Annotated in this window: 18 protein-coding genes; 13 read left to right on the forward strand and 5 right to left on the reverse strand. The window is 75.6% G+C overall.

Annotated elements, in window-relative coordinates; genetic code table 11:
* Positions 1-5 precede the first annotated feature (5 nt).
* From ACZ3J7_RS11140 to ACZ3J7_RS11175, 8 genes are all read left to right on the forward strand, one after another.
* Positions 6-1,196, forward strand: coding sequence for a glycine C-acetyltransferase (locus ACZ3J7_RS11140; RefSeq protein WP_465619150.1), 1,191 nt, complete (start codon positions 6-8; stop codon positions 1,194-1,196).
* Between the two features lie 309 nt (positions 1,197-1,505).
* Positions 1,506-2,426, forward strand: coding sequence for a LysR family transcriptional regulator (locus ACZ3J7_RS11145; RefSeq protein ID WP_465619152.1), 921 nt, complete (start codon positions 1,506-1,508; stop codon positions 2,424-2,426).
* Positions 2,427-2,535: 109 nt separating this feature from the next.
* A complete protein-coding gene (locus ACZ3J7_RS11150) occupies positions 2,536-4,056 on the forward strand; it encodes an alpha/beta hydrolase (protein WP_465619154.1) in 1,521 nt (506 codons plus the stop codon).
* Between the two features lie 178 nt (positions 4,057-4,234).
* Complete coding sequence (locus ACZ3J7_RS11155; protein WP_465619155.1) at positions 4,235-4,372, forward strand: hypothetical protein; 138 nt, start codon at positions 4,235-4,237, stop codon at positions 4,370-4,372.
* Entirely contained in the window at positions 4,369-4,767 is a 399-nt protein-coding gene (locus ACZ3J7_RS11160) for a type II toxin-antitoxin system death-on-curing family toxin (RefSeq protein ID WP_465619157.1), read from the forward strand. The genes ACZ3J7_RS11155 and ACZ3J7_RS11160 overlap by 4 nt, the downstream gene beginning before the upstream one ends.
* A 198-nt stretch (positions 4,768-4,965) precedes the next feature.
* Positions 4,966-5,865 (forward strand): Gfo/Idh/MocA family protein, encoded by a 900-nt coding sequence (locus ACZ3J7_RS11165; RefSeq protein WP_465619382.1) that lies wholly within the window; start codon positions 4,966-4,968, stop codon positions 5,863-5,865.
* 106 nt (positions 5,866-5,971) lie between these two features.
* Positions 5,972-6,970: a nucleotidyl transferase AbiEii/AbiGii toxin family protein gene (locus ACZ3J7_RS11170; protein WP_465619159.1), complete on the forward strand. Its 999-nt coding sequence runs from the start codon at positions 5,972-5,974 to the stop codon at positions 6,968-6,970.
* 50 nt (positions 6,971-7,020) lie between these two features.
* Positions 7,021-7,677, forward strand: a complete 657-nt coding sequence (locus ACZ3J7_RS11175; protein ID WP_465619161.1) for an MBL fold metallo-hydrolase — start codon at positions 7,021-7,023, stop codon at positions 7,675-7,677.
* Positions 7,678-7,724: 47 nt separating this feature from the next.
* Here ACZ3J7_RS11175 and ACZ3J7_RS11180 read toward each other — a convergent pair whose 3' ends face one another.
* Entirely contained in the window at positions 7,725-8,489 is a 765-nt protein-coding gene (locus ACZ3J7_RS11180) for a glucose 1-dehydrogenase (RefSeq protein WP_465619163.1), read from the reverse strand.
* Between the two features lie 122 nt (positions 8,490-8,611).
* Complete coding sequence (locus ACZ3J7_RS11185) at positions 8,612-9,355, reverse strand: TetR/AcrR family transcriptional regulator (RefSeq protein ID WP_465619384.1); 744 nt, start codon at positions 9,353-9,355, stop codon at positions 8,612-8,614.
* A gap of 143 nt (positions 9,356-9,498) precedes the next feature.
* Here ACZ3J7_RS11185 and ACZ3J7_RS11190 point away from each other — a divergent pair, with 143 nt between their 5' ends.
* Together ACZ3J7_RS11190 and ACZ3J7_RS11195 are read left to right on the forward strand one after the other, a co-directional pair.
* Complete coding sequence (locus tag ACZ3J7_RS11190; RefSeq protein ID WP_465619165.1) at positions 9,499-10,497, forward strand: phosphatase PAP2 family protein; 999 nt, start codon at positions 9,499-9,501, stop codon at positions 10,495-10,497.
* 413 nt (positions 10,498-10,910) lie between these two features.
* Positions 10,911-11,105 carry a hypothetical protein gene (locus ACZ3J7_RS11195; protein ID WP_465619167.1) on the forward strand — a complete coding sequence of 65 codons (195 nt, stop codon included), beginning with the start codon at positions 10,911-10,913 and terminating at the stop codon, positions 11,103-11,105.
* Between the two features lie 29 nt (positions 11,106-11,134).
* On the opposite strand, the gene ACZ3J7_RS11200 is transcribed toward ACZ3J7_RS11195, so the two are convergent.
* The 3 genes from ACZ3J7_RS11200 to ACZ3J7_RS11210 all read right to left on the reverse strand — a co-directional run bounded on the left by ACZ3J7_RS11200 (position 11,135) and on the right by ACZ3J7_RS11210 (position 12,684).
* Positions 11,135-11,539, reverse strand: a complete 405-nt coding sequence (locus tag ACZ3J7_RS11200; RefSeq protein WP_465619169.1) for a hypothetical protein — start codon at positions 11,537-11,539, stop codon at positions 11,135-11,137.
* Positions 11,540-11,611: 72 nt separating this feature from the next.
* Positions 11,612-12,121 carry a hypothetical protein gene (locus tag ACZ3J7_RS11205; protein WP_465619171.1) on the reverse strand — a complete coding sequence of 170 codons (510 nt, stop codon included), beginning with the start codon at positions 12,119-12,121 and terminating at the stop codon, positions 11,612-11,614.
* 68 nt (positions 12,122-12,189) lie between these two features.
* A complete protein-coding gene (locus ACZ3J7_RS11210) occupies positions 12,190-12,684 on the reverse strand; it encodes a GNAT family N-acetyltransferase (RefSeq protein ID WP_465619173.1) in 495 nt (164 codons plus the stop codon).
* Between the two features lie 326 nt (positions 12,685-13,010).
* On the opposite strand from ACZ3J7_RS11210, the gene ACZ3J7_RS11215 reads away from it, so the two are divergent.
* From ACZ3J7_RS11215 to ACZ3J7_RS11225, 3 genes are read left to right on the forward strand one after another with little or no spacing between them, the layout of a single operon-like run.
* Complete coding sequence (locus ACZ3J7_RS11215) at positions 13,011-14,765, forward strand: acyclic terpene utilization AtuA family protein (protein WP_465619174.1); 1,755 nt, start codon at positions 13,011-13,013, stop codon at positions 14,763-14,765.
* The gene (locus ACZ3J7_RS11220) at positions 14,762-16,360 is read left to right on the forward strand and encodes an acyl-CoA carboxylase subunit beta (RefSeq protein ID WP_465619176.1); all 1,599 of its coding nucleotides are present in this window, start codon (positions 14,762-14,764) and stop codon (positions 16,358-16,360) included. The genes ACZ3J7_RS11215 and ACZ3J7_RS11220 overlap by 4 nt, the downstream gene beginning before the upstream one ends.
* Positions 16,361-16,389: 29 nt before the next feature.
* Positions 16,390-18,330 (forward strand): acetyl/propionyl/methylcrotonyl-CoA carboxylase subunit alpha, encoded by a 1,941-nt coding sequence (locus ACZ3J7_RS11225; RefSeq protein ID WP_465619178.1) that lies wholly within the window; start codon positions 16,390-16,392, stop codon positions 18,328-18,330.
* Position 18,331: the final 1 nt, after the last annotated feature.

Raw genomic sequence — 18,331 nt, forward strand, 5'->3', positions numbered from 1 at the left:
CCACCGTGTTCGAGAACGTCCGCGACGACCTCGCCGCCACCCTCGCCGAGATCCGCGAAGCCGGCCTGTTCAAGCCGGAACGCGTCATCGGCACCCCGCAGTCCGCCGAGATCACCGTCACCTCCGGCAACGGCGGCCAGGTGCTCAACTTCTGCGCCAACAACTACCTCGGCCTCGCCGACCACCCCGCCGTGGTCGCCGCCGCCAAGGACGCCCTGGACCGCTGGGGCTACGGCATGGCGTCCGTCCGCTTCATCTGCGGCACCCAGGACGTCCACAAGGAGCTGGAGCAGCGCCTCTCCCAGTTCCTCGGCCAGGAGGACACCATCCTGTACTCCTCCTGCTTCGACGCCAACGGCGGCGTCTTCGAGACCCTGCTCGACGAGCGCGACGCGGTCATCTCCGACGCCCTCAACCACGCCTCCATCATCGACGGCATCCGCCTCTCCAAGGCCCGCCGCCACCGCTACGCCAACCGCGACCTCGCCGACCTGGAGAAGCAGCTCCAGGACACCCAGGACGCCCGCCGCCGCCTGATCGTCACCGACGGCGTGTTCTCGATGGACGGCTACATCGCCCCGCTCGCCGAGATCTGCGACCTCGCCGACCGCTACGACGCCATGGTCATGGTCGACGACTCGCACGCCGTCGGCTTCGTCGGCCCCACCGGGCGCGGCACCCCCGAACTGCACGGCGTCACGGACCGCGTCGACATCATCACCGGCACCCTCGGCAAGGCCCTCGGCGGCGCCTCCGGCGGCTACGTCGCCGCCCGCCGCGAGATCGTGGCGCTGCTGCGCCAGCGCTCCCGCCCGTACCTGTTCTCCAACTCGCTCGCCCCGGTGATCGCCGCCGCCTCGCTCACCGTGCTCGACCTGCTGGAGACCGGCGACGACCTGCGCGACCGGCTGCGCGCCAACACCGAGCTGTTCCGGACGAGGATGACCGAGGCCGGGTTCGAGATCCTGCCCGGCGAGCACGCCATCGCCCCCGTCATGGTCGGCGACGCCGCCGAGGCCGGGCGCCTCGCCGAGCTGCTGCTGGAGCGCGGCGTCTACGTGATCGGCTTCTCCTACCCGGTGGTGCCGCACGGCGCCGCCCGGATCCGGGTCCAGCTCTCCGCCGCGCACAGCACCGAGGACGTCGAGCGCGCCGTCGCCGCGTTCGTCGACGCCCGCGCCGCGCTGGAGGCCTGACCCCCACCCCCAGGGCCAGGCGCGGGCACCCTCGACCGCGCCACCCCCACGGGCCACCCCCCACCCCCCTCCAGGGGCGGCCCGTCCGGCGCGGGGAGCCCCCCCCCCCCCCCCCCCCCCCCCCCCCCCGCCCCCCCCCCCCCCGCGCCCCCCCCCCCCCCCCGCCCGGGGGGCGCCCCCCGGGGGGGGGGGCCCCCCCCCGGCCCCCCCGCGCCACCCCCGCTCCTGCGCCACCCCCGCCCCTGCTCCGCCCCCGCCCCGGCCACCCGGCGTCCCGACCGGCCCCGCCGCGCTGGCAGAATTGACCCCGTGATCGACGCACGACGGCTGCGGACCCTCCGGGCCGTCGCCGACCACCGGACCGTGACCGCCGCCGCGGCCGCGCTCTACCTCACCCCCTCCGCGGTCTCCCAGCAGCTCGCCGCCCTCGAACAGGAGACCGGCCACACCCTGCTGGTCCGGGCCGGCCGCGGCGTCCGGCTCACCGCCGCCGGGGAGATCCTGCTCGCCCACGCCGACGCCGTCCTCGCCCAGCTCGAACGCGCCGAGGCCGACCTCGCCGCCTACAGCTCCGGCGCGGCCGGCGAGATCACCGTCGCCGCCTTCGCCACCGGCATCGCCCTGGTCCTCGCCCCCGCGGTCACCGCCCTCGCCGTGACCGCCCCCGACCTGCGGGTCCGCGTCCTCGACGCGGAGGGCGACGCCAGCCTGCCGATGCTGCTCGACGGACGCGCCGACATCGCCGTCGCCGTCGAGTACCGCGGCGCCCCCCGTCCCGACGACCGCCGGCTGACCCGGCTGCCGCTGTACGCCGAGCCCTTCGACGCCGTCCTCCCGCTGCACCACCCGCTGGCCGCCGACCCCGGTCCGGTCGCGGTCGCCGACCTCGCCGCCGAACCCTGGATCGGCCCCTACCCGGGCAACCCCTGCCACGACGTCGTCCTGCTCGCCTGCGAACACGCCGGCTTCCAGCCCCGCCTCGTCCACTCCTCCGACGACTTCCGCGCCGTCACCGCCCTCGCCTCGGCCGGGGCCGGCGTCGCCCTCGTCCCCCGCTCCGCCCTGCGCGGCACCGAACTCGACGCCGTCGCCGTCCGCCCCGTCGACAGCGCCCTCGCCACCCGCCGCGTCTTCGCCGCGACCCGGGCCGGCGCCGAACGGCACCCCCTGATCAGCCCCGTCCTCACCGCCCTCGCCGACGCCGCCGGCCACCTCGACCACCCGGCCTGACCCGCCGTCAACTCCGCGTCCGAACAAGCCGTTCGCTCGGTGTGCGACCCGTTCCGGATACCCCCACAGGGGTATGCGCGCGGCCCTTCACCTCCCTATGGTCTAGTCCATGTGGACGAGATCACGAGTGGGCGGACGCCTGCTGGCCGCCGGGTTCGCGCTGGCCCTGGCCCTGACCGGAACGGCGGCGCGAGCGGAGGCGGTCGCCGCGGAACGCCCCCGGCCGCCGGTGTGGACGGACTGCCCCGCCGACCCGTCCGGGGCGCCGGTCGACCCGGCGCTGCGCTGCACCACGGTGCGGGTGCCGCTCGACTACCGGCAGCCGCGCGGGCGGACCATCGAGATCGCGGTCTCCCGGCTGTCCACGGCCAAGCCCGGCCTGCGGCGCGGCATCCTGGTGCACAACGGCGGCGGTCCCGGCGTGGCCAGCCTGCACCTGCCGAGCGCCACCGCCGCCGGCTACCCGCGCGAGGTGCTCGACCGCTACGACCTGGTCGGCTTCGACCCGCGCGGCGTCGGCCACAGCACCCCGGTGACCTGCGGACGCACCCCCGCCGAGGTGCCCTGGCAGCAGGTCTTCCCCTACCCGGCCCCGGACGGCTCGATCGCCCCGAACGTGCGCTTCGCCCGCGACCTGGCCCGCGACTGCCTCACCGCCGGCGGCGACCTCGTCCGCCACCTCACCACCGCCGACACCGCCCGCGACCTGGACCGGATCCGCGCCGCCCTCGGCGAACCGAAGATCTCCTACCGGGCCGCCTCCTACGGCACCTACCTGGGCGCGGTCTACGCCGAACTCTTCCCCGGCCGCACCGACCGCCTCGTCCTGGACGCCAACGTCGACCCCAACACCACCTGGCAGGAACGCCTCGCGGGCTGGGACGCCGGCGGCGAACTGCGCTTCGCCGACTTCGCCGCCTGGGCCGCCGCCCGCGACGCCGACCTGCACTTCGGCGCCACGCCGGCCGCCGTCCGCGCCAACTACCTCGCGCTGGGCGCGAAACTCGACCGCACCCCGGTGCGCCACCCGGTGGCCGGACCGGTCGACGGCAACCTGTGGCGCACCCTGTACCGCCTCGACAGCTACCACACCGCGCTGTTCCCGGAGATCGCCGACTGGTGGAGCTACCTCGCCGCCGACGGCACCGGACCCGTCCCGTACTGGTGGCTGAGCAGGGCCGACACCCCCGGCGTCCCCGCCGACAACGACATCGCCGCCTTCGTCGCCGTCCTGTGCAACGACACCCCCGCCACCCGCGACCCCGCGCACTACCAGCGCGCCGTCACCGAGAGCCGGGCCCGCCACCCGCTCTCCGCCGGCATGGGCGCCAACATCACGCCCTGCGCGTTCTGGCCCGCCCCCGCCGAACCCGCCGTCCGCGTCACCGGCCGGGGCCCCGCGAACATCCTGCTGCTGCAGACCACCCGCGACCCCGCCACCCCGTACGCCGGCGCCCTCGGCATGCGCGCCGCGCTCGGCCAGCGGGCCCGGATGGTCACCGTCGACGGCGGCAACCACGGCGCCTACGACCCCGGCACCCCGTCCTGCGCGGTCACCGCCGCCGACCGCTTCCTCACCACCGGCACCCTGCCCGACCGCGACCTCACCTGCCGCCCCGACCCCGCCTGACCGGACGCCGACCACCCCCCTCGGCCCGGAACCCGGCCGAGGGGCCCGGCCGGTCCGCGACCGCCGCCGTCCCCGGGGCGGCGGTCGCCGCGTCCCGTCGGATAATCGATCGACCGCAGCCCCTCCCCGCTGTTAGCTTCCGCCCACGAACCGTGTCCGGCCGGGAGGATGCGCCGAGGTGGAGCAGCAGGAGCAGGAGCAGGATCCGCGGGCCGTCGGCTGGGCGCCGGAGCAGCGCGCCGAGCGGCGGGCCGCGCTGGTGGCGCGGATCCGGGCGGCGAACGCCGAGACGCTGGAGAGGCTGGCCGACCTGTGAACGCGTCCACCGCCACCGACCACCTCGACGAGGACGACGTCGCCCACCTGGTCGGCGACGCCGCGGCGGTGCGCGAGCGCTCGCTGCTGCAGTCGGCGCTCGGCCGCCCGCAGGCCTCGGTCCTCGGCGCCGACGCCTACCCGGACGTGTGGACCAAGGCGGTCGCGCTCGGCGAGTCCCTCGCCCGCAACCACCCCCTCACCGACCGGAACAAGCGCACCACCTTCGAGTCGATGCTGCTGTTCCTCGACTACAACGGGCAGCCGTACGCCGACCCGCACCCGGACGACGCCGTGGCCTTCGTGCTGCGGCTCGCCCAGGGCGGCTACGCGGGCGGGCTCGACGGCGCGGTGGCCGACTTCCGCCGGATGCTCGGCGCCGCCCCGGCCCGCTGACGGCCCGCCGCCGTCGGTGCCGGAGCCGCCCCCGGCGGGCCCGGCCGCTCCGGCACCGACGCGAATCGGCCGTTCACGGACGTTCCGACAGCTCAACGAACGCCCTGGCATATGCTGCCGGGTGGTCAGGGACGACCACCACCCACCCTCGCAGGAGTGCCGATGAGCGACCGAGAGACCGACCGCAGCACGTCCCCGATCCCGATCGGCGTCGTCGGGCTCGGCGACATCGCGCAGAAGGCCTACCTGCCGGTCCTCACCGCCCAACCCGGCGTCGACCTGCGCCTGATGACCCGGGACCGGGCCAAGCTCGACCGGATCGGCGACGCCTACCGCGTCCCGTTCCGCACCACCGACCTCGGCGAGCTGATCGACTCCGGCATCCGCGCCGCGTTCGTCCACGCCGCCACCGACCAGCACGTCCCGATCGTCGAGGAACTCCTCACCCGCGGCGTCGACGTCTACGTGGACAAGCCGCTCGCCTACGACCTCGACGGCGCCCGCCGCCTGGTCGCCCTCGCCGAGCACACCGGCCGCTCCCTGCTGGTCGGCTTCAACCGCCGCCACGCCCCCGGCTACCTGCTCGCCGCCGAGCGCCCGCGCGACCTGATCGTGCTGCAGAAGCACCGCGAGGGCCTCCCCGAGCGCGCCCGCACCCTGGTCTACGACGACTTCATCCACGTCATCGACAGCCTGCGCTTCCTCGCCCCCGCCGAGATCGAGCACGTCGACGTCCGCTCCCGGGTCCGCGACGGCCTGGTCGAGCACCTCGTCCTCACGCTGGCCGGCCGCGGCTTCACCGCCCTCGGCATCATGAACCGGGTCTCCGGCTCGACCGAGGAGGTCCTGGAGGTCTCCGGCGCCGACTCCAAGCGCGAGGTCCACAACCTGGCGGAGGTCATCGACCACCGGGGCCAGCCTACCGTCCGCCGCCGGGGCGACTGGGTCCCGGTCGCCCGCCAACGCGGCATCGAACAGGTCGTCCTGCACTTCCTCGACGCCCTCCGGGCCGGCAAGACCCTGGACGCCACCGACGCCCTGCGCACCCACGAACTCTGCGAACTCGTCGTCGAACGCATCGAGGCCGCCGCCGGCTGACCCGGCCCGGCCCCGACCGACCCGGCCGGCGCCGCACGGAACCCTCGACCGGCCGGGTGTCCGACCCGGCCGCTACCGTCTCCTCCGTGAACTCCGGGGGAGACGGGTGACGGTGAACGGCGGGACGCCGCAGTGGCGCGCCGCCCGGCGTGCCGTGCTCGACCACCTGCTCGCGCTGATCGCCGACTCGCCGTGGGCCGACGTGCTGGTGCTGCGCGGCAGCATGGTGCTGCCCGCCTGGGTCGGCCCGGCCGCCCGCGAACCCGCCGACCTCGACTGGATCGTCCCGCCCTCCCCGCTCGTCCCGATCGACGGGCTCGACCCGTACCCGTACCTGCCCGACCTCGCCGACGCCCGGCAGTGGCCCGAAGCCGCCCACGGAGCGGGCGGGTACGAGATGTGGCGCTTCGAGGACTCCGACACCCGCGGCCTGCGCGCCCACCTCCCGCCCGAGGGCCTGAGCTGGGTGCCGGCCGCCGAACCCGAGGACGAGGGGCCGGACTCGGTGCTCCGCGAACTCGTCGAGGAACACCCGCAGATCGCCCCCGGCCTCCGGCTCGACCCCGACTCCGTACGGGACAGCGGCAGTTGGGCCTACGGCACGGACCACGAGGCGGACCGCGGCACAGGCCACGACCGGCCCGGCCTGCGGGTCGCCCTGCGCTGGACGGCGGACGGCGGCGAGGACGGCGAGGTGACCGTCGACTTCGCACGCGACGAGCGGATGCCCCAACCGCCCGTCCGGACGGCCGTGCCGCGCGGGGACGGCACCGGCACCACCACCGTGCGGACCGCGAGCCGGGAACTCTCGCTCGCCTGGAAGCTGCTCTGGCTGCACGCCGACGGCGAACGCGCCCGGGCCAAGGACCTGTACGACGCCGTCCTGCTCGCCGAACGCTGCGCCGGCACGCTCGACCCGGCCCTGCTGCGGCGCGTCCTCGCCCGCGAACCCGGCCACCCCGGCGCGTTCCGGCCGGCCGCCCTCACCGTCCCGCCCGCCGACTGGGCCGCCCTGCGCGCCGCCCACCCGGCCGCCACCGGCACCGCCAACGCCTGGCTCGCCCGCCTGCGCGCCGCGCTCGCCCCGCTGGCGGACGGGGGGTGAGGAGGGGAAAAACGGGGCGCCCGGTCCCGTCCCGGCGATACGTTGGCCGGATGCGCCTGACGAAGTACGCCCACGCCTGTGTCCGGATCGACTCGTCCGACGGGGAGCGGTCCGTCCTGATCGACCCCGGCTGCTGGACGGAACCGGAGGCCTTCGCGGGCGTCCGGGCGGTGCTCTACACGCACGGGCACGCCGACCACGTCGACGACGACCTGCTGCTCGCCGCCCGGGCCGCCGACCCCGGGCTGGCGGTGTACGCCCACCCGGAGCTCGCGGCCGAACTCGCCGCGCTCCCCGGCCTCACCGGGCCCGCGCCGCTCGCCGTCCGGACGGGGGAGGAGTTCACGGCCGGCGGCTTCGAGGTCCGCGCGGTCGGCGGGCGGCACGCCGAGACCATCGACGGGTACCCCGACTGCGCGAACCTCGGCTTCCTGGTCGAGGGCACCTACCACCCGGGCGACTCCCTGCACGTCCCGGACGGCCCGGGGGAGGAGGTGCGGACGCTGCTGCTGCCGGCCGGCGGCCCCTGGCAGAGCCTGCGGCAGGCGATCGGGATGGTGCGCGCGATCGAGCCGGAGCACACCTTCCCGATCCACGACGCCCACCTGAGCGAGGTCGGCAACGAGAACTTCGACGGCTGGATCGACCGGGCGACCGGGACCCGCTACGCCCGCCTCGCCCCCGGCGGGTCCGCCCTGCTGGGCTGACGACGGATCGGCGGCCCTCCGGTGCGCGACCGGAGGGCCGCCCCGGATCACTGCCCCATCACGTAGCGGACGGTCGGGCCGGTGGTCCAGCCGCCGTCCACCGCCAGCTCGGCACCGGTGACGTAGGACGCGGCGTCGGAGAGCAGGAAGACGGTGGCCGCGGCGATCTCGGGCGCCTCGCCGACCCGGCCCATCGGGGTGTTGGGGTAGTTGCCCTCACCGCGCTGGATGCCGGTGGACGCCGTCATCGGGGTGTAGGTCATGCCCGGGTGGACGGAGTTCACCCGGATCCGGTCCACGCCCAGCTCCACCGCGCCGATCTTGGTCAGGCCGCGCACGCCCCACTTGGACGCGCCGTAGCCCGCGGTCAGCGCCAGGCCCATCAGGCCCGCCGCCGAGGAGATGTTCACCACCGAGCCGCCGCCGGCCGCCCGCAGCGCCGGGATGACCGCCTTCATGCCGATGAACACACCGGTCAGGTTGATGTCGAGGACCCGGCGGAAGTGCTCCACCGACTCGTCGGCCAGGAAGCTGCCGGTGGAGATCCCGGCGTTGTTCACCAGCCCGTGCACCGCCCCGAACTCGGCCTGCGCGTACGCCACCACGTCCGCCCAGTCCTGCTCCGAGGTGACGTCGTGGTGGCGGTAGCGGGCCCGCTCGCCCAGCTCGGCGGCGGTCGCCGCGCCGTCCTCGTCCAGGACGTCGGTGACCAGCACGTTCGCCCCCGCCGCGACCGCCTGCTTCGCGGTCTCCGCGCCCAGGCCGCGGGCCCCGCCGGTGATGATGACGGTCTTGCCGGACAGCTCGCTCATGACTTGCTCCTCGGTGCTCGCCTCGTGGGCGTGTGTGTCGGTGCTGCGTCCCCCTCGGCCGCGGCCGGCGGGGAGGTTCGGGTTCGGGGTTCGGGGTTCGGGGTTCGGGAACGGTTCGCGGTTCAGGGGAGCGGCGCGGTCAACAGGCCCGCGCAGACCGAGACCAGGTCGGCGAGGTACGCGCGGTCGTCGCTCAGCGTCGGCTCGGCCTCGGCCAGTTGCCGGGCGCGCTCGGCCAGCGCCGCGCCGATCAGGGTCAGTGCCAGGTCGATCCGCTCCAGCCGGACCGGTTCGGGCGCCAGCGGGAGCAGCGGGGTCTCCAGCGCGAGGATCAGCCGCCAGTACAGGGTGCCCGCGAGACCGGCGTGCGGGCGCCGCTCCCGGATGCCGCTGCGGTGGCTGACCTGGGTGGAGATCCGCAGGCAGTCCCGGCCGCGCTCGGTGCGCAGCTCGGTGGCCTCCGCGTCGACCAGCGCCCCGAGCAGCTCGCCCAGCGAGCGCCCCTCGGGCTGCGGCAGCCGCTCGGCCAGCGCCCGTTCGGTGCGCCGCTGCCGCTCGGCCATCACCTCGTCCAGCAGTCCCTCGCGCGAACCGAAGTGGTACTGCACGGCGGACGGGTTCGCCTGCCCCGCCTGCCGCACCACGTCGCGCAGCTGGGCGCCGTGCACGCCCTGCGCCGCGAACAGCCGCTCGGCGGAACGGATCAGCCGCGCCCGGGTGGAGCTGCCGCCGTCTTCGCCGCCACTGCCCTCGCCGTCGGCCCCGCGTCTGCTGCCGGTACCGCCGGCGCTCCCCGGGCCCGGCCTGCGGACGCCTCGTGCGGGGGTGCTTCGGGTACCCGTCGACTTCCTCTCCATGCCGTACACATTAATGCTCGACATTATTAATGTCGAGCATTAGACCAGTCGGCGGCGGTCCCCACCCGTCCGAGTGGCCCCTGGGAACTCGCTGGGAACCCCGGCGCGCGGCAGGAGGAATCTCCAAGCCGCGGTTGCTAGCTTCGTGACGCATGATCGACTCGTCCCACCTGGCAGCCCGGTCACGCTCCCTGGCGCTCCACCTCCTGTCCCGGCTCAGGCTCCGACACCTCGCCTGGCCCCTGTTCGCGCTCGCGTTCTGGCGCTACCTCGCGGTCTACGGCCTGCCCTACGCCAACGACGTGGTCTTCCTGTGGCTGATCGCCGCCCTGGTCGCCGCGTCCGTGCACAGCGGTGGCCGAAAGGGGTGGCTGTACGTCCTGCGGGACTGGGTCCCGGTGATGGGCGTGGTCTGGGTGTACTCCCTGCTGCGCGGCTACGGCGCGCACACGCCCTGGCGGCCGCACTACGCACCGCAGATCGCCTTCGACGAGGTGCTCGGCTTCGGTGAGACCTGGACCGTCCGCCTGCAGGACTGGCTCTACCACCCCGGTCAGCCGCAGTGGTACGACTACGCCGCCGTCACCGTCTACATGTCGCACTTCTTCGCGGTGTTCGTGATCCTCGCCGTGCTGTGGAAGCGCAACCACGCCCGGTTCCGGCACTTCCTCGGCTGCTACCTGGCGATCACCGCGATCGGCTTCGTCACCTACGTGCTCTACCCCGCCGACCCGCCGTGGCTGGCCGCGCTGGAGCACCACATGCCGGCCGTCAACCGGATCGTCGCCACCGTCCTCGACAACAGCGGCCTGCACCGGGCCGGCACCATCTTCGAGAACGGCAGCAAGTTCGCCAACGACGTCGCCGCGATGCCCTCGCTGCACGCCGCCTACCCGATGATGATCGCCCTGGTGTTCTGGCCGAAGGCCAACCGCGTGCTGCGCGCGCTGCTCGTCGCGTACCCGCTGGCGATGGCCTTCACGCTGGTCTACGGCGCCGAGCACTTCATCATCGACATCCTGGTCGGCTGGGCCTACGCCTGGGCGATGGTCACCCTGGTCAACCGCCTCACCGCCCGCCGCGCGGCGGCCCGGACGGCGAAGGAGGCGGCGGCCGTCCCCGCCGCCGAACCGGCCGTCCCGGTCGGCTGAGCGCCGACCGCCCCGCACGCCCCGAAGGGCCCCGGCCCCGGCCCGGCAAGGTGGTGCCGGACCGGGGCCCCCGTGCGTCCGGGCGTCCATCCGGGGGCCACCGGGCGGAGGTCCGGAGGGCACCCGGCGGCCACTGAACGGAAACCTGGAAGTCCCTGGACGTTCGCTGGGAAGCGCGTGGTTTTTTCGTGTGCGCCGATCGGCCACCCGGGTGAAGCCGACGGACCGTCAGCCGCACCGCCCCCGGCCTGCCCCGACGGCCGCGGGGAAGGCTTTGCCAATCCGTGGCGGAGTCTTGTTCCGCACCCGGGTAGCGTCGTGCGGAGCCCAGCAGGAGGACCCACCATGGCCGCACCCCACGCCCCGGCGGCGCCCGACGCGCGCCCCCGACCCGCCGGCCGGCCGACGACCCGATGATCTCCGGCCACTTCGCCGTCCCCGCCCTGTGGGCGGTCCTGACTCCGGTCGGCCTGCTGCTCTCCGGCCTCGGCCTGGCCTCCACCGTCCGGATCCGCCCCGGCACCGACCGCCCCCGCGACCACCTGCTCGGCCCGCTGCTGATCGCCGCCGGCATCCTGGTCGCGGGCTTCGGCCTCTGGCTGCTCTGACCCGGCTGCCGAGTCCCGCCGGACGGGACTCAGCAGCCGGGCGGGACGCCCTCGTCCGTCCGGTCGGCCCCGCCCGTGCCGCCCGTGCCGTTCGACTCGGCGGCGAACCAGTGCCCGATGTTGATCCAGTCGAACCGGGCCCGCCAGGCCGTCCCGCCGGACGACCAGCCGAGCAGCGCGTCGACCACCCCGGGGAGCGAGACCGTCAGGGTCTGGTAGTGCTCGGCCGGGACGCCGTCGCGGTACTCCACCTGGTAGACGCCGTTCTCCCGCAGGCGCACCTGCGCGTACCAGCTGCCCTCCGGCTCGTCCGGGCCGAACCGTTCGAGGATCAGGTGGGAGTCGCCGCGCCGCATGTTCGCGACCAGCCGGTTCAGGGCCGCCGGGCCCGGGTCGCGCATCGACGGTCCGCGTTCCGTCCTCACGTGAAGCATGGCGTGGAGCATGCCGCACCCCACCCACAGCCCGGCCGCCGCCGGCGCGGGTCCGCGCGCCGCCCGTGCCGCTCAGGCCCACCCCGTCGGGGACCTCGACGCGAGGGCCGGTGCCTCGCCGACGGCGAGCAGCAGCACGAGCGGGAACTCCGTGTCCGCCTGCCCGATCGCCAGGCCCACCCAGCGGCCGGTGCCCGGCAGGTGCCACACCGACATCGGGCCGACCGAGGAGCACAGGGTGTCGAGCGGTTCGAGCGGGCGGAACTCCGAACCGGTGGTGCCGTCGGTGTGGTCCCGGAGCTCCACGCGCTCCGGCGCGCCCCAGCGGGCCGTCAGGAGGGCCCCCAGCGCCTGCCGGGCGGCCTCGATCTCCCGGTGCGCCTCCTCCCAGGCCTCCGGACCCCGGACCTCCCAGAAATCCCGGCTCTCCTCCAGCAGCGCCAGGTGGAACCCGGGTCCGCCCCACTCCGCCGACTCCCAGGCCCGCCCGGCCACTTCCGGGAAGGGCGCGGCGCGGAGCCGCTCGACCACCGCCATCCGCTCGGCGGCGACGGACTCCGGGGAACGCCGGGTCGACGACATGCCCGGACGCTAGCGGACCCGGCCGACGGGCGGCAGCCGGTGCCCGACGGCCGGCCGGCTCCCGGTCGTCAGCCGTCCAGGTCGCGGCGGTACCAGCTGCCCGGCTGCCCGCCGAGGTCGTCCGGCCCGGCGGGGCCGACCAGGACGAACCCCGCCTTGGCCAGCACCCGTCCGGACGCGGGGTTCCCGGTGGCGACCGCCGCCCGCAGCTCGCGCAGCCCGTACCGGGTCGCCGCCAGGTCGCAGAGGCCGCGCACGGCGGCGGTCGCCACCCCGCGCCCGGTGGCGTGCCGGGCGACCCGGTAGCCGAGGGTCGCGCTACCGCTCCCGATGTCGACCAGGTTGAACCTGCCGAGCACCGTGCCGTCCTCGGCGAGGAGCAGGTGGAACGCGCAGACGCCGGCCTCCTGTTCGGCCAGCAGGGCCGCGTGCCGCTCCGCGTACCGGGCGAAGAAGTCGTCCCCGCGGTCGGGGACCGAGGCGGCGAAGTACGCGCGCTCGGCCGTCTCGAAGGCGAGGACCGCAGGGGCGTGGTCGGCGCGCAGCAGCGTCAGTTCGGGCACCGTCCGACCCTAGCCGCGCGGCTCCGCGCGGTCACCCCGGTTTCCCCCGCCCGGCCCTCGCCCGCCCCGGCCCAACGCGCCGCCCGGGCCGACGAGTTCACCCGCCCCGCCCGGCCCGCCGCCCCGCCACCCCGCCGGAACCGGCCCGGCCCGGCCCGGCCCGGCCCGTCCCGCGCCGTCGGGCCGGAGGGCGTCCCCCCGGCCGAAAACAAGCACGTGTGCTTGATATGTCCCCGACTTGCTGTCACGCTCGGTCGCGACCGGACGCGCGCCGACCCGATCGGTGCCGTCGACCACGCCCGGGAGAACCGGGGTCGGGAGGTTCCGTGCTGCGGATCGGCAACGCCTCGGGGTTCTACGGTGACCGGTTCGGCGCGTTCCGCGAGATGCTGGCGGGCGGGCCGCTGGACGTGCTGACGGGTGACTACCTGGCCGAGCTGACGATGCTGATCCTGGCCCGGGACCGGCTGCGCGACCCGGCGCTCGGCTACGCGCGGACGTTCCTGCGGCAGGCCGAGGACTGCCTCGCGGAGGCGCTCGACCTCGGGGTGCGGATCGTGGTCAACGCGGGCGGTCTGAACCCGGCCCGGCTGGCCGGGGCGCTCGGGGAGCTCGCCGCCCGGCAGGGCCTGCGGGCCCGGATCGGCCACGTCACCGGCGACGAACTCCTGCCCAGGGCGGCGGAGTTCGGCTGGACGGGAGCGGACCCGAGCCGTCCGCTGCTGGCCGCGAACGCGTACCTCGGGGCGTTCGGGATCGCCGAGTGCCTGCGGGCCGGCGCGGACGTGGTGGTGACCGGCCGGGTCACGGACGCCGCGCTGGTGGTCGGACCCGGCATCGCGCACCACGGCTGGACGCCGGACGACCTGGACGCGCTGGCGGGCGCGGTGGTCGCGGGCCACGTGCTGGAGTGCGGGGCCCAGGCCACCGGCGGGAACTACGCGTTCTTCACCGAGCACGACACCGACCACCCCGGCTTCCCGATCGCCGAACTGCACGCCGACGGCAGCAGCGTGATCACCAAGCACCCGGGCACCGGCGGCGCGGTCACCGTGGAGACCGTCACGGCCCAACTCCTGTACGAGACCGGCGGAGCGCGCTACCTCGGGCCGGACGTCACGGCCCGGCTGGACACCGTGACGCTGACCCGGCAGGGCCCCGACCGGATCCGGATCGACGGGGTGCGCGGCGAGGCCCCGCCGGCCACCCTCAAGGTCGGGCTCAACCGGCTCGGCGGCTACCGCAACGAGCTGGTGTTCGTCCTCACCGGACTGGACCTCGACGCCAAGTCCGCCCTGGTGCGGCGGCAGTTGACCAGGTCGCTGGCCGCCGACCCGCCCGCCGGGCTGCAGTGGACCGAGACCCGCACCCAGCACCCGGACGCCGACACCGAGGAACGCGCCAGCACCCTGCTGCGGCTCACCGCCCGCGACCCGCGGGAGCACCGGGTCGGCCGGGCCCTCACCGCCGCCGCCGTCGAACTCGGCCTCTCCGGCTACCCGGGCTTCCACCTCACCGCCCCGCCGGCCCGGCCCAGCCCCTACGGAGTCTTCGAGGCACGGGAGTTGGGCCGCAGGGAGGTCGACCACCGGGCCCACCTGCCCACCGGCGAGCAGGTCCCCGTCCCGCCGCCGACCGCCACCGGCCCCCGACGCCCGCTCCCCGCACCGCCGTTGCCACCGCCGCCCGCGCCCGGCCCGACCCGGCGGGCCCCGCTCGGCCTGGTCGCCGGAGCCCGCAGCGGCGACAAGGGCGGTGACGCCAACCTCGGCGTCTGGGCCCGGAGCGAAGCCGGCTGGCCCTGGCTGGCGCACACCCTCACCACCGACAGGCTCCGCGAACTCCTGCCGGAGACGGCCGACCTGGAGATCGAGCGGCACCTGCTGCCGAACCTCCGCGCGGTCAACTTCACCCTGCGCGGCCTGCTCGGCGAGGGCGTCGCCGCCCAGCACCGCTTCGACCCGCAGGCGAAGGCGCTGGGGGAGTGGCTGCGCTCCCGCCACCTCGACGTCCCCCGGCACCTGCTGCCGCCCGCCCCCCGCCCGCCGCACCACCCGGACGACCCGGAGGCCCAGCCGTGACCGCCCTGCCCACCCGGCTCGATCCGGACGCGCCCGAGTACGCCGCCAACCGCGCCGCGATGCTCGCCAAGCTCGCCGACCTGGACGCCGAGCACGCCAAGGCACTGGCCGGCGGCGGCCCCGCGTACCTGGAGCGGCACCGCGCCCGGGGCAAGCTCCCGGCCCGCGAGCGGATCGAGCTGCTGCTCGACCCGGACTCGCCGTTCCTCGAACTCTCCCCGCTCGCCGCCTGGGGCAGCCCCTACCAGGTCGGCGCGGCCCTGGTCACCGGCATCGGCACGGTGGCCGGCACCGAGTGCGTGATCACCGCCAACGACCCCACCGTGCGCGGCGGTTCGTCCAACCCGTGGACGCTGCGCAAGGCCCTGCGGGCGAACGAGATCGCCCTGCGCAACCGGCTCCCGCTGATCAACCTGGTCGAGTCCGGCGGCGCCGACCTGCCCAGCCAGAAGGAGATCTTCATCCCGGGCGGCGCCCTGTTCCGCGACCTGACCAGGCTGTCGGCCGCCGGCATCCCCACCGTGGCGGTGGTGTTCGGCAACTCCACGGCGGGCGGCGCGTACGTGCCGGGGATGTCCGACCACGTGATCATGGTCAAGGAGCGGGCCAAGGTCTTCCTCGGCGGCCCCCCGCTGGTGCGGATGGCCACCGGCGAGGAGTCCGACGACGAGTCGCTCGGCGGCGCCGAGATGCACGCCCGCACCTCCGGCCTCGCCGACCACCTCGCCCTCGACGAACCCGACGCGCTGCGGCTGGCCCGCCGGGTCGTCCACCGGCTGCACTGGCGCAAGTCCGGCCCCGAGCCGGTCGGTTCGCCCCGGCCGCCGAAGTACCCGGAGGAGGAGCTGCTCGGCATCGTCCCGGGCGACCTCCGGGTGCCGTTCGACCCGCGCGAGGTGATCGCCCGGATCGTCGACGGCTCCGACTTCGACGAGTTCAAGCCCGACTACGGCACCAGCCTCGCCACCGGCTGGGCCACCCTGTTCGGCCACCCGGTCGGCGTGCTGGCCAACGCCCAGGGCGTGCTGTTCAGCCAGGAGTCCCAGAAGGCCGCCCAGTTCATCCAGCTCGCCAACCGGCTGCACCGGCCGCTGGTCTTCCTGCACAACACCACCGGCTACATGGTCGGCCGGGAGTACGAGCAGGGCGGCATCATCAAGCACGGCGCGATGATGATCAACGCGGTGGCGAACAGCACCGTCCCGCACCTCTCCGTCCTGATGGGCGCCTCCTACGGCGCCGGCCACTACGGCATGTGCGGCCGCGCCTACGACCCGCGCTTCCTGTTCAGCTGGCCCAGCGCCAAGTCCGCCGTGATGGGCCCGCAGCAACTCGCCGGCGTGCTCTCGCTGGTGGCCCGCCAGGCCGCCACCGCCAAGGGGCAGCCCTACGACGAGGACGCCGACGCCGCGATCCGCGCCGCGGTCGAGCAGCAGATCGAGGCCGAGTCGCTCCCGGTCTTCCTCTCCGGACGGCTCTACGACGACGGGGTGATCGACCCGCGCGACACCCGCACCGTCCTCGGCCTCTGCCTGTCCGCCGTCCACAGCGGCCCGGTCGAGGGCACCAGCGGCTACGGCGTCTTCCGGATGTGACCACCCCTGCGAAGAAGAGGAACTGACGGATGATCAGCTCACTGCTGGTGGCCAACCGGGGCGAGATCGCCCGCCGGATCCTGCGCACCTGCCGCACCCTCGGCATCGCCACCGTCGCCGTCCACTCCGACCCGGACGCCGACGCCCGGCACGTCCGGGAGGCCGACACCGCCGTCCGGCTGCCCGGCGCCGCGCCCGCCGACACCTACCTGCGCGCCGACCTGCTGGTCCGCGCCGCCCTCGACGCCGGAGCCGACGCCGTCCACCCCGGGTACGGATTCCTGTCCGAGAGCGCCGAGTTCGCGCAGGCCGTGCTCGACGCCGGACTGCGCTGGATCGGCCCGCCGCCCGCCGCCATCGCCGCGATGGGCTCCAAGACCGCCGCCAAACGCCTGATGGCCGCCGCCGGCGTCCCCGTCCTCACCGTCGGCCCCGAACCCGGCGAGGCCGACCTGCCCCTGCTGGTCAAGGCCGCCGCCGGCGGCGGCGGCCGCGGCATGCGGGTGGTGCGCACCCTCGCCGAACTCCCGGACGCGCTGGCCGCCGCCCGGGCCGAGGCCGCCGCCGCGTTCGGCGACGACGAGGTGTTCTGCGAGCCCTACCTGCCCACCGGCCGCCACCTGGAGGTCCAACTCCTCGCCGACGCCCACGGCACCGTGTGGGCCGTCGGCGACCGCGACTGCTCGCTCCAGCGCCGCCACCAGAAGGTCGTCGAGGAGGCCCCCGCCCCCGGCCTCGCCCCCGACCTGCGCGCCCGCCTGCACGCCGCCGCCGTCGCCGCCGCCCGCGCCGTCGGCTACCAGGGCGCCGGCACCGCCGAGTTCCTGCTCGCCCCCGACGGACGCCTCGCCTTCCTGGAGATGAACACCCGCCTCCAGGTCGAGCACCCCGTCACCGAGTGCGTCACCGGAATCGACCTGGTCGCCCTCCAACTCGCCGTCGCCGAGGGCGAGAAGCTCCCCGCCGACCCGCCACCCGTCCGGGGCTGCGCGATCGAGGCCCGGCTCTACGCCGAAGACCCCGCCCGCGACTGGCAGCCCGCCACCGGCGACCTCCACCGCCTCGAACTCCCGGGCACCGACGTCGAGTTCGCCACCCTCCCGACCCCCACCGGTCTACGCCTGGACGCCGGAGCCGGCCCCGGCGACCGGATCACCGCCCACTACGACCCGCTGCTCGCCAAGGCCGTCGCCTGGGCCCCCACCCGCGCCGCCGCCGCCCGCCGCCTCGCCGACGCCCTCGCCCGCGCCCGCCTGCACGGCCCCGCCACCAACCGCGACCTGCTGGTCCGCGCCCTGCGCCACCCCGACTTCCTGGCCGGCCGCGTCCACACCGCCCTGCTCACCGACCACCACGCCGAACTCACCGCCCCCGACCGCGAATCCACCCCCCTCGCCGCCCTCGCGGCCGCCCTCGCCGACGCCGCCGACCGCCGGGGCCCGCTGCGCCACCTCCCGGCCGGCTGGCGCAACCTCCCCTCCCAGCCGCAGACCAAGCGCTACCGCACCCCCGACGGCACCGAACTCGACGTCCGCTACCGCCTCACCCGCGACGGCCTGCGCGCCGACGACCACCCGGACGTCCGGCTCCTGCACGCCACGCCCGACTCCGTCGACCTCGCGATCGGCCCGCTGCGCCGCCGCTACCAGGTCGCCCGCCACGGCGACCGGATCTTCGTCGACACCCCCACCGGGCACCACGCCCTCACCGCCGTCGACCGCCTCCCCGCCCCCACCGCCCCGCTCGCCCCCGGCACCCTGCTCGCCCCGATGCCCGGCACCGTCGTCCGGATCGACGCCCGCCCCGGCGAACGCGTCACCGCCGGCCAGGTCCTGCTCCGGATCGAGGCGATGAAGATGGAGCACCGGCTCACCGCCCCCGCCGACGGCACCCTCGCCGACCTGACCGCCACCGTCGGCCGCCAGGTCGAGACCGGCACCGTCCTCGCCGTCGTCCGCCCCGACCGCTGAC

Source organism: Kitasatospora sp. NPDC015121 (assembly GCF_055562955.1).

Coding starts and splice junctions, on each gene's coding strand:
- ACZ3J7_RS11200 (WP_465619169.1), bottom strand. CDS start 11,539: ATGCTTCACGTGAGGACGGAACGCGGACCGTCGATGCGCGACCCGGGC.
- ACZ3J7_RS11180 (WP_465619163.1), bottom strand. CDS start 8,489: ATGAGCGAGCTGTCCGGCAAGACCGTCATCATCACCGGCGGGGCCCGC.
- ACZ3J7_RS11195 (WP_465619167.1), top strand. CDS start 10,911: ATGATCTCCGGCCACTTCGCCGTCCCCGCCCTGTGGGCGGTCCTGACT.
- ACZ3J7_RS11225 (WP_465619178.1), top strand. CDS start 16,390: ATGATCAGCTCACTGCTGGTGGCCAACCGGGGCGAGATCGCCCGCCGG.
- ACZ3J7_RS11205 (WP_465619171.1), bottom strand. CDS start 12,121: ATGTCGTCGACCCGGCGTTCCCCGGAGTCCGTCGCCGCCGAGCGGATG.
- ACZ3J7_RS11150 (WP_465619154.1), top strand. CDS start 2,536: ATGTGGACGAGATCACGAGTGGGCGGACGCCTGCTGGCCGCCGGGTTC.
- ACZ3J7_RS11190 (WP_465619165.1), top strand. CDS start 9,499: ATGATCGACTCGTCCCACCTGGCAGCCCGGTCACGCTCCCTGGCGCTC.
- ACZ3J7_RS11175 (WP_465619161.1), top strand. CDS start 7,021: ATGCGCCTGACGAAGTACGCCCACGCCTGTGTCCGGATCGACTCGTCC.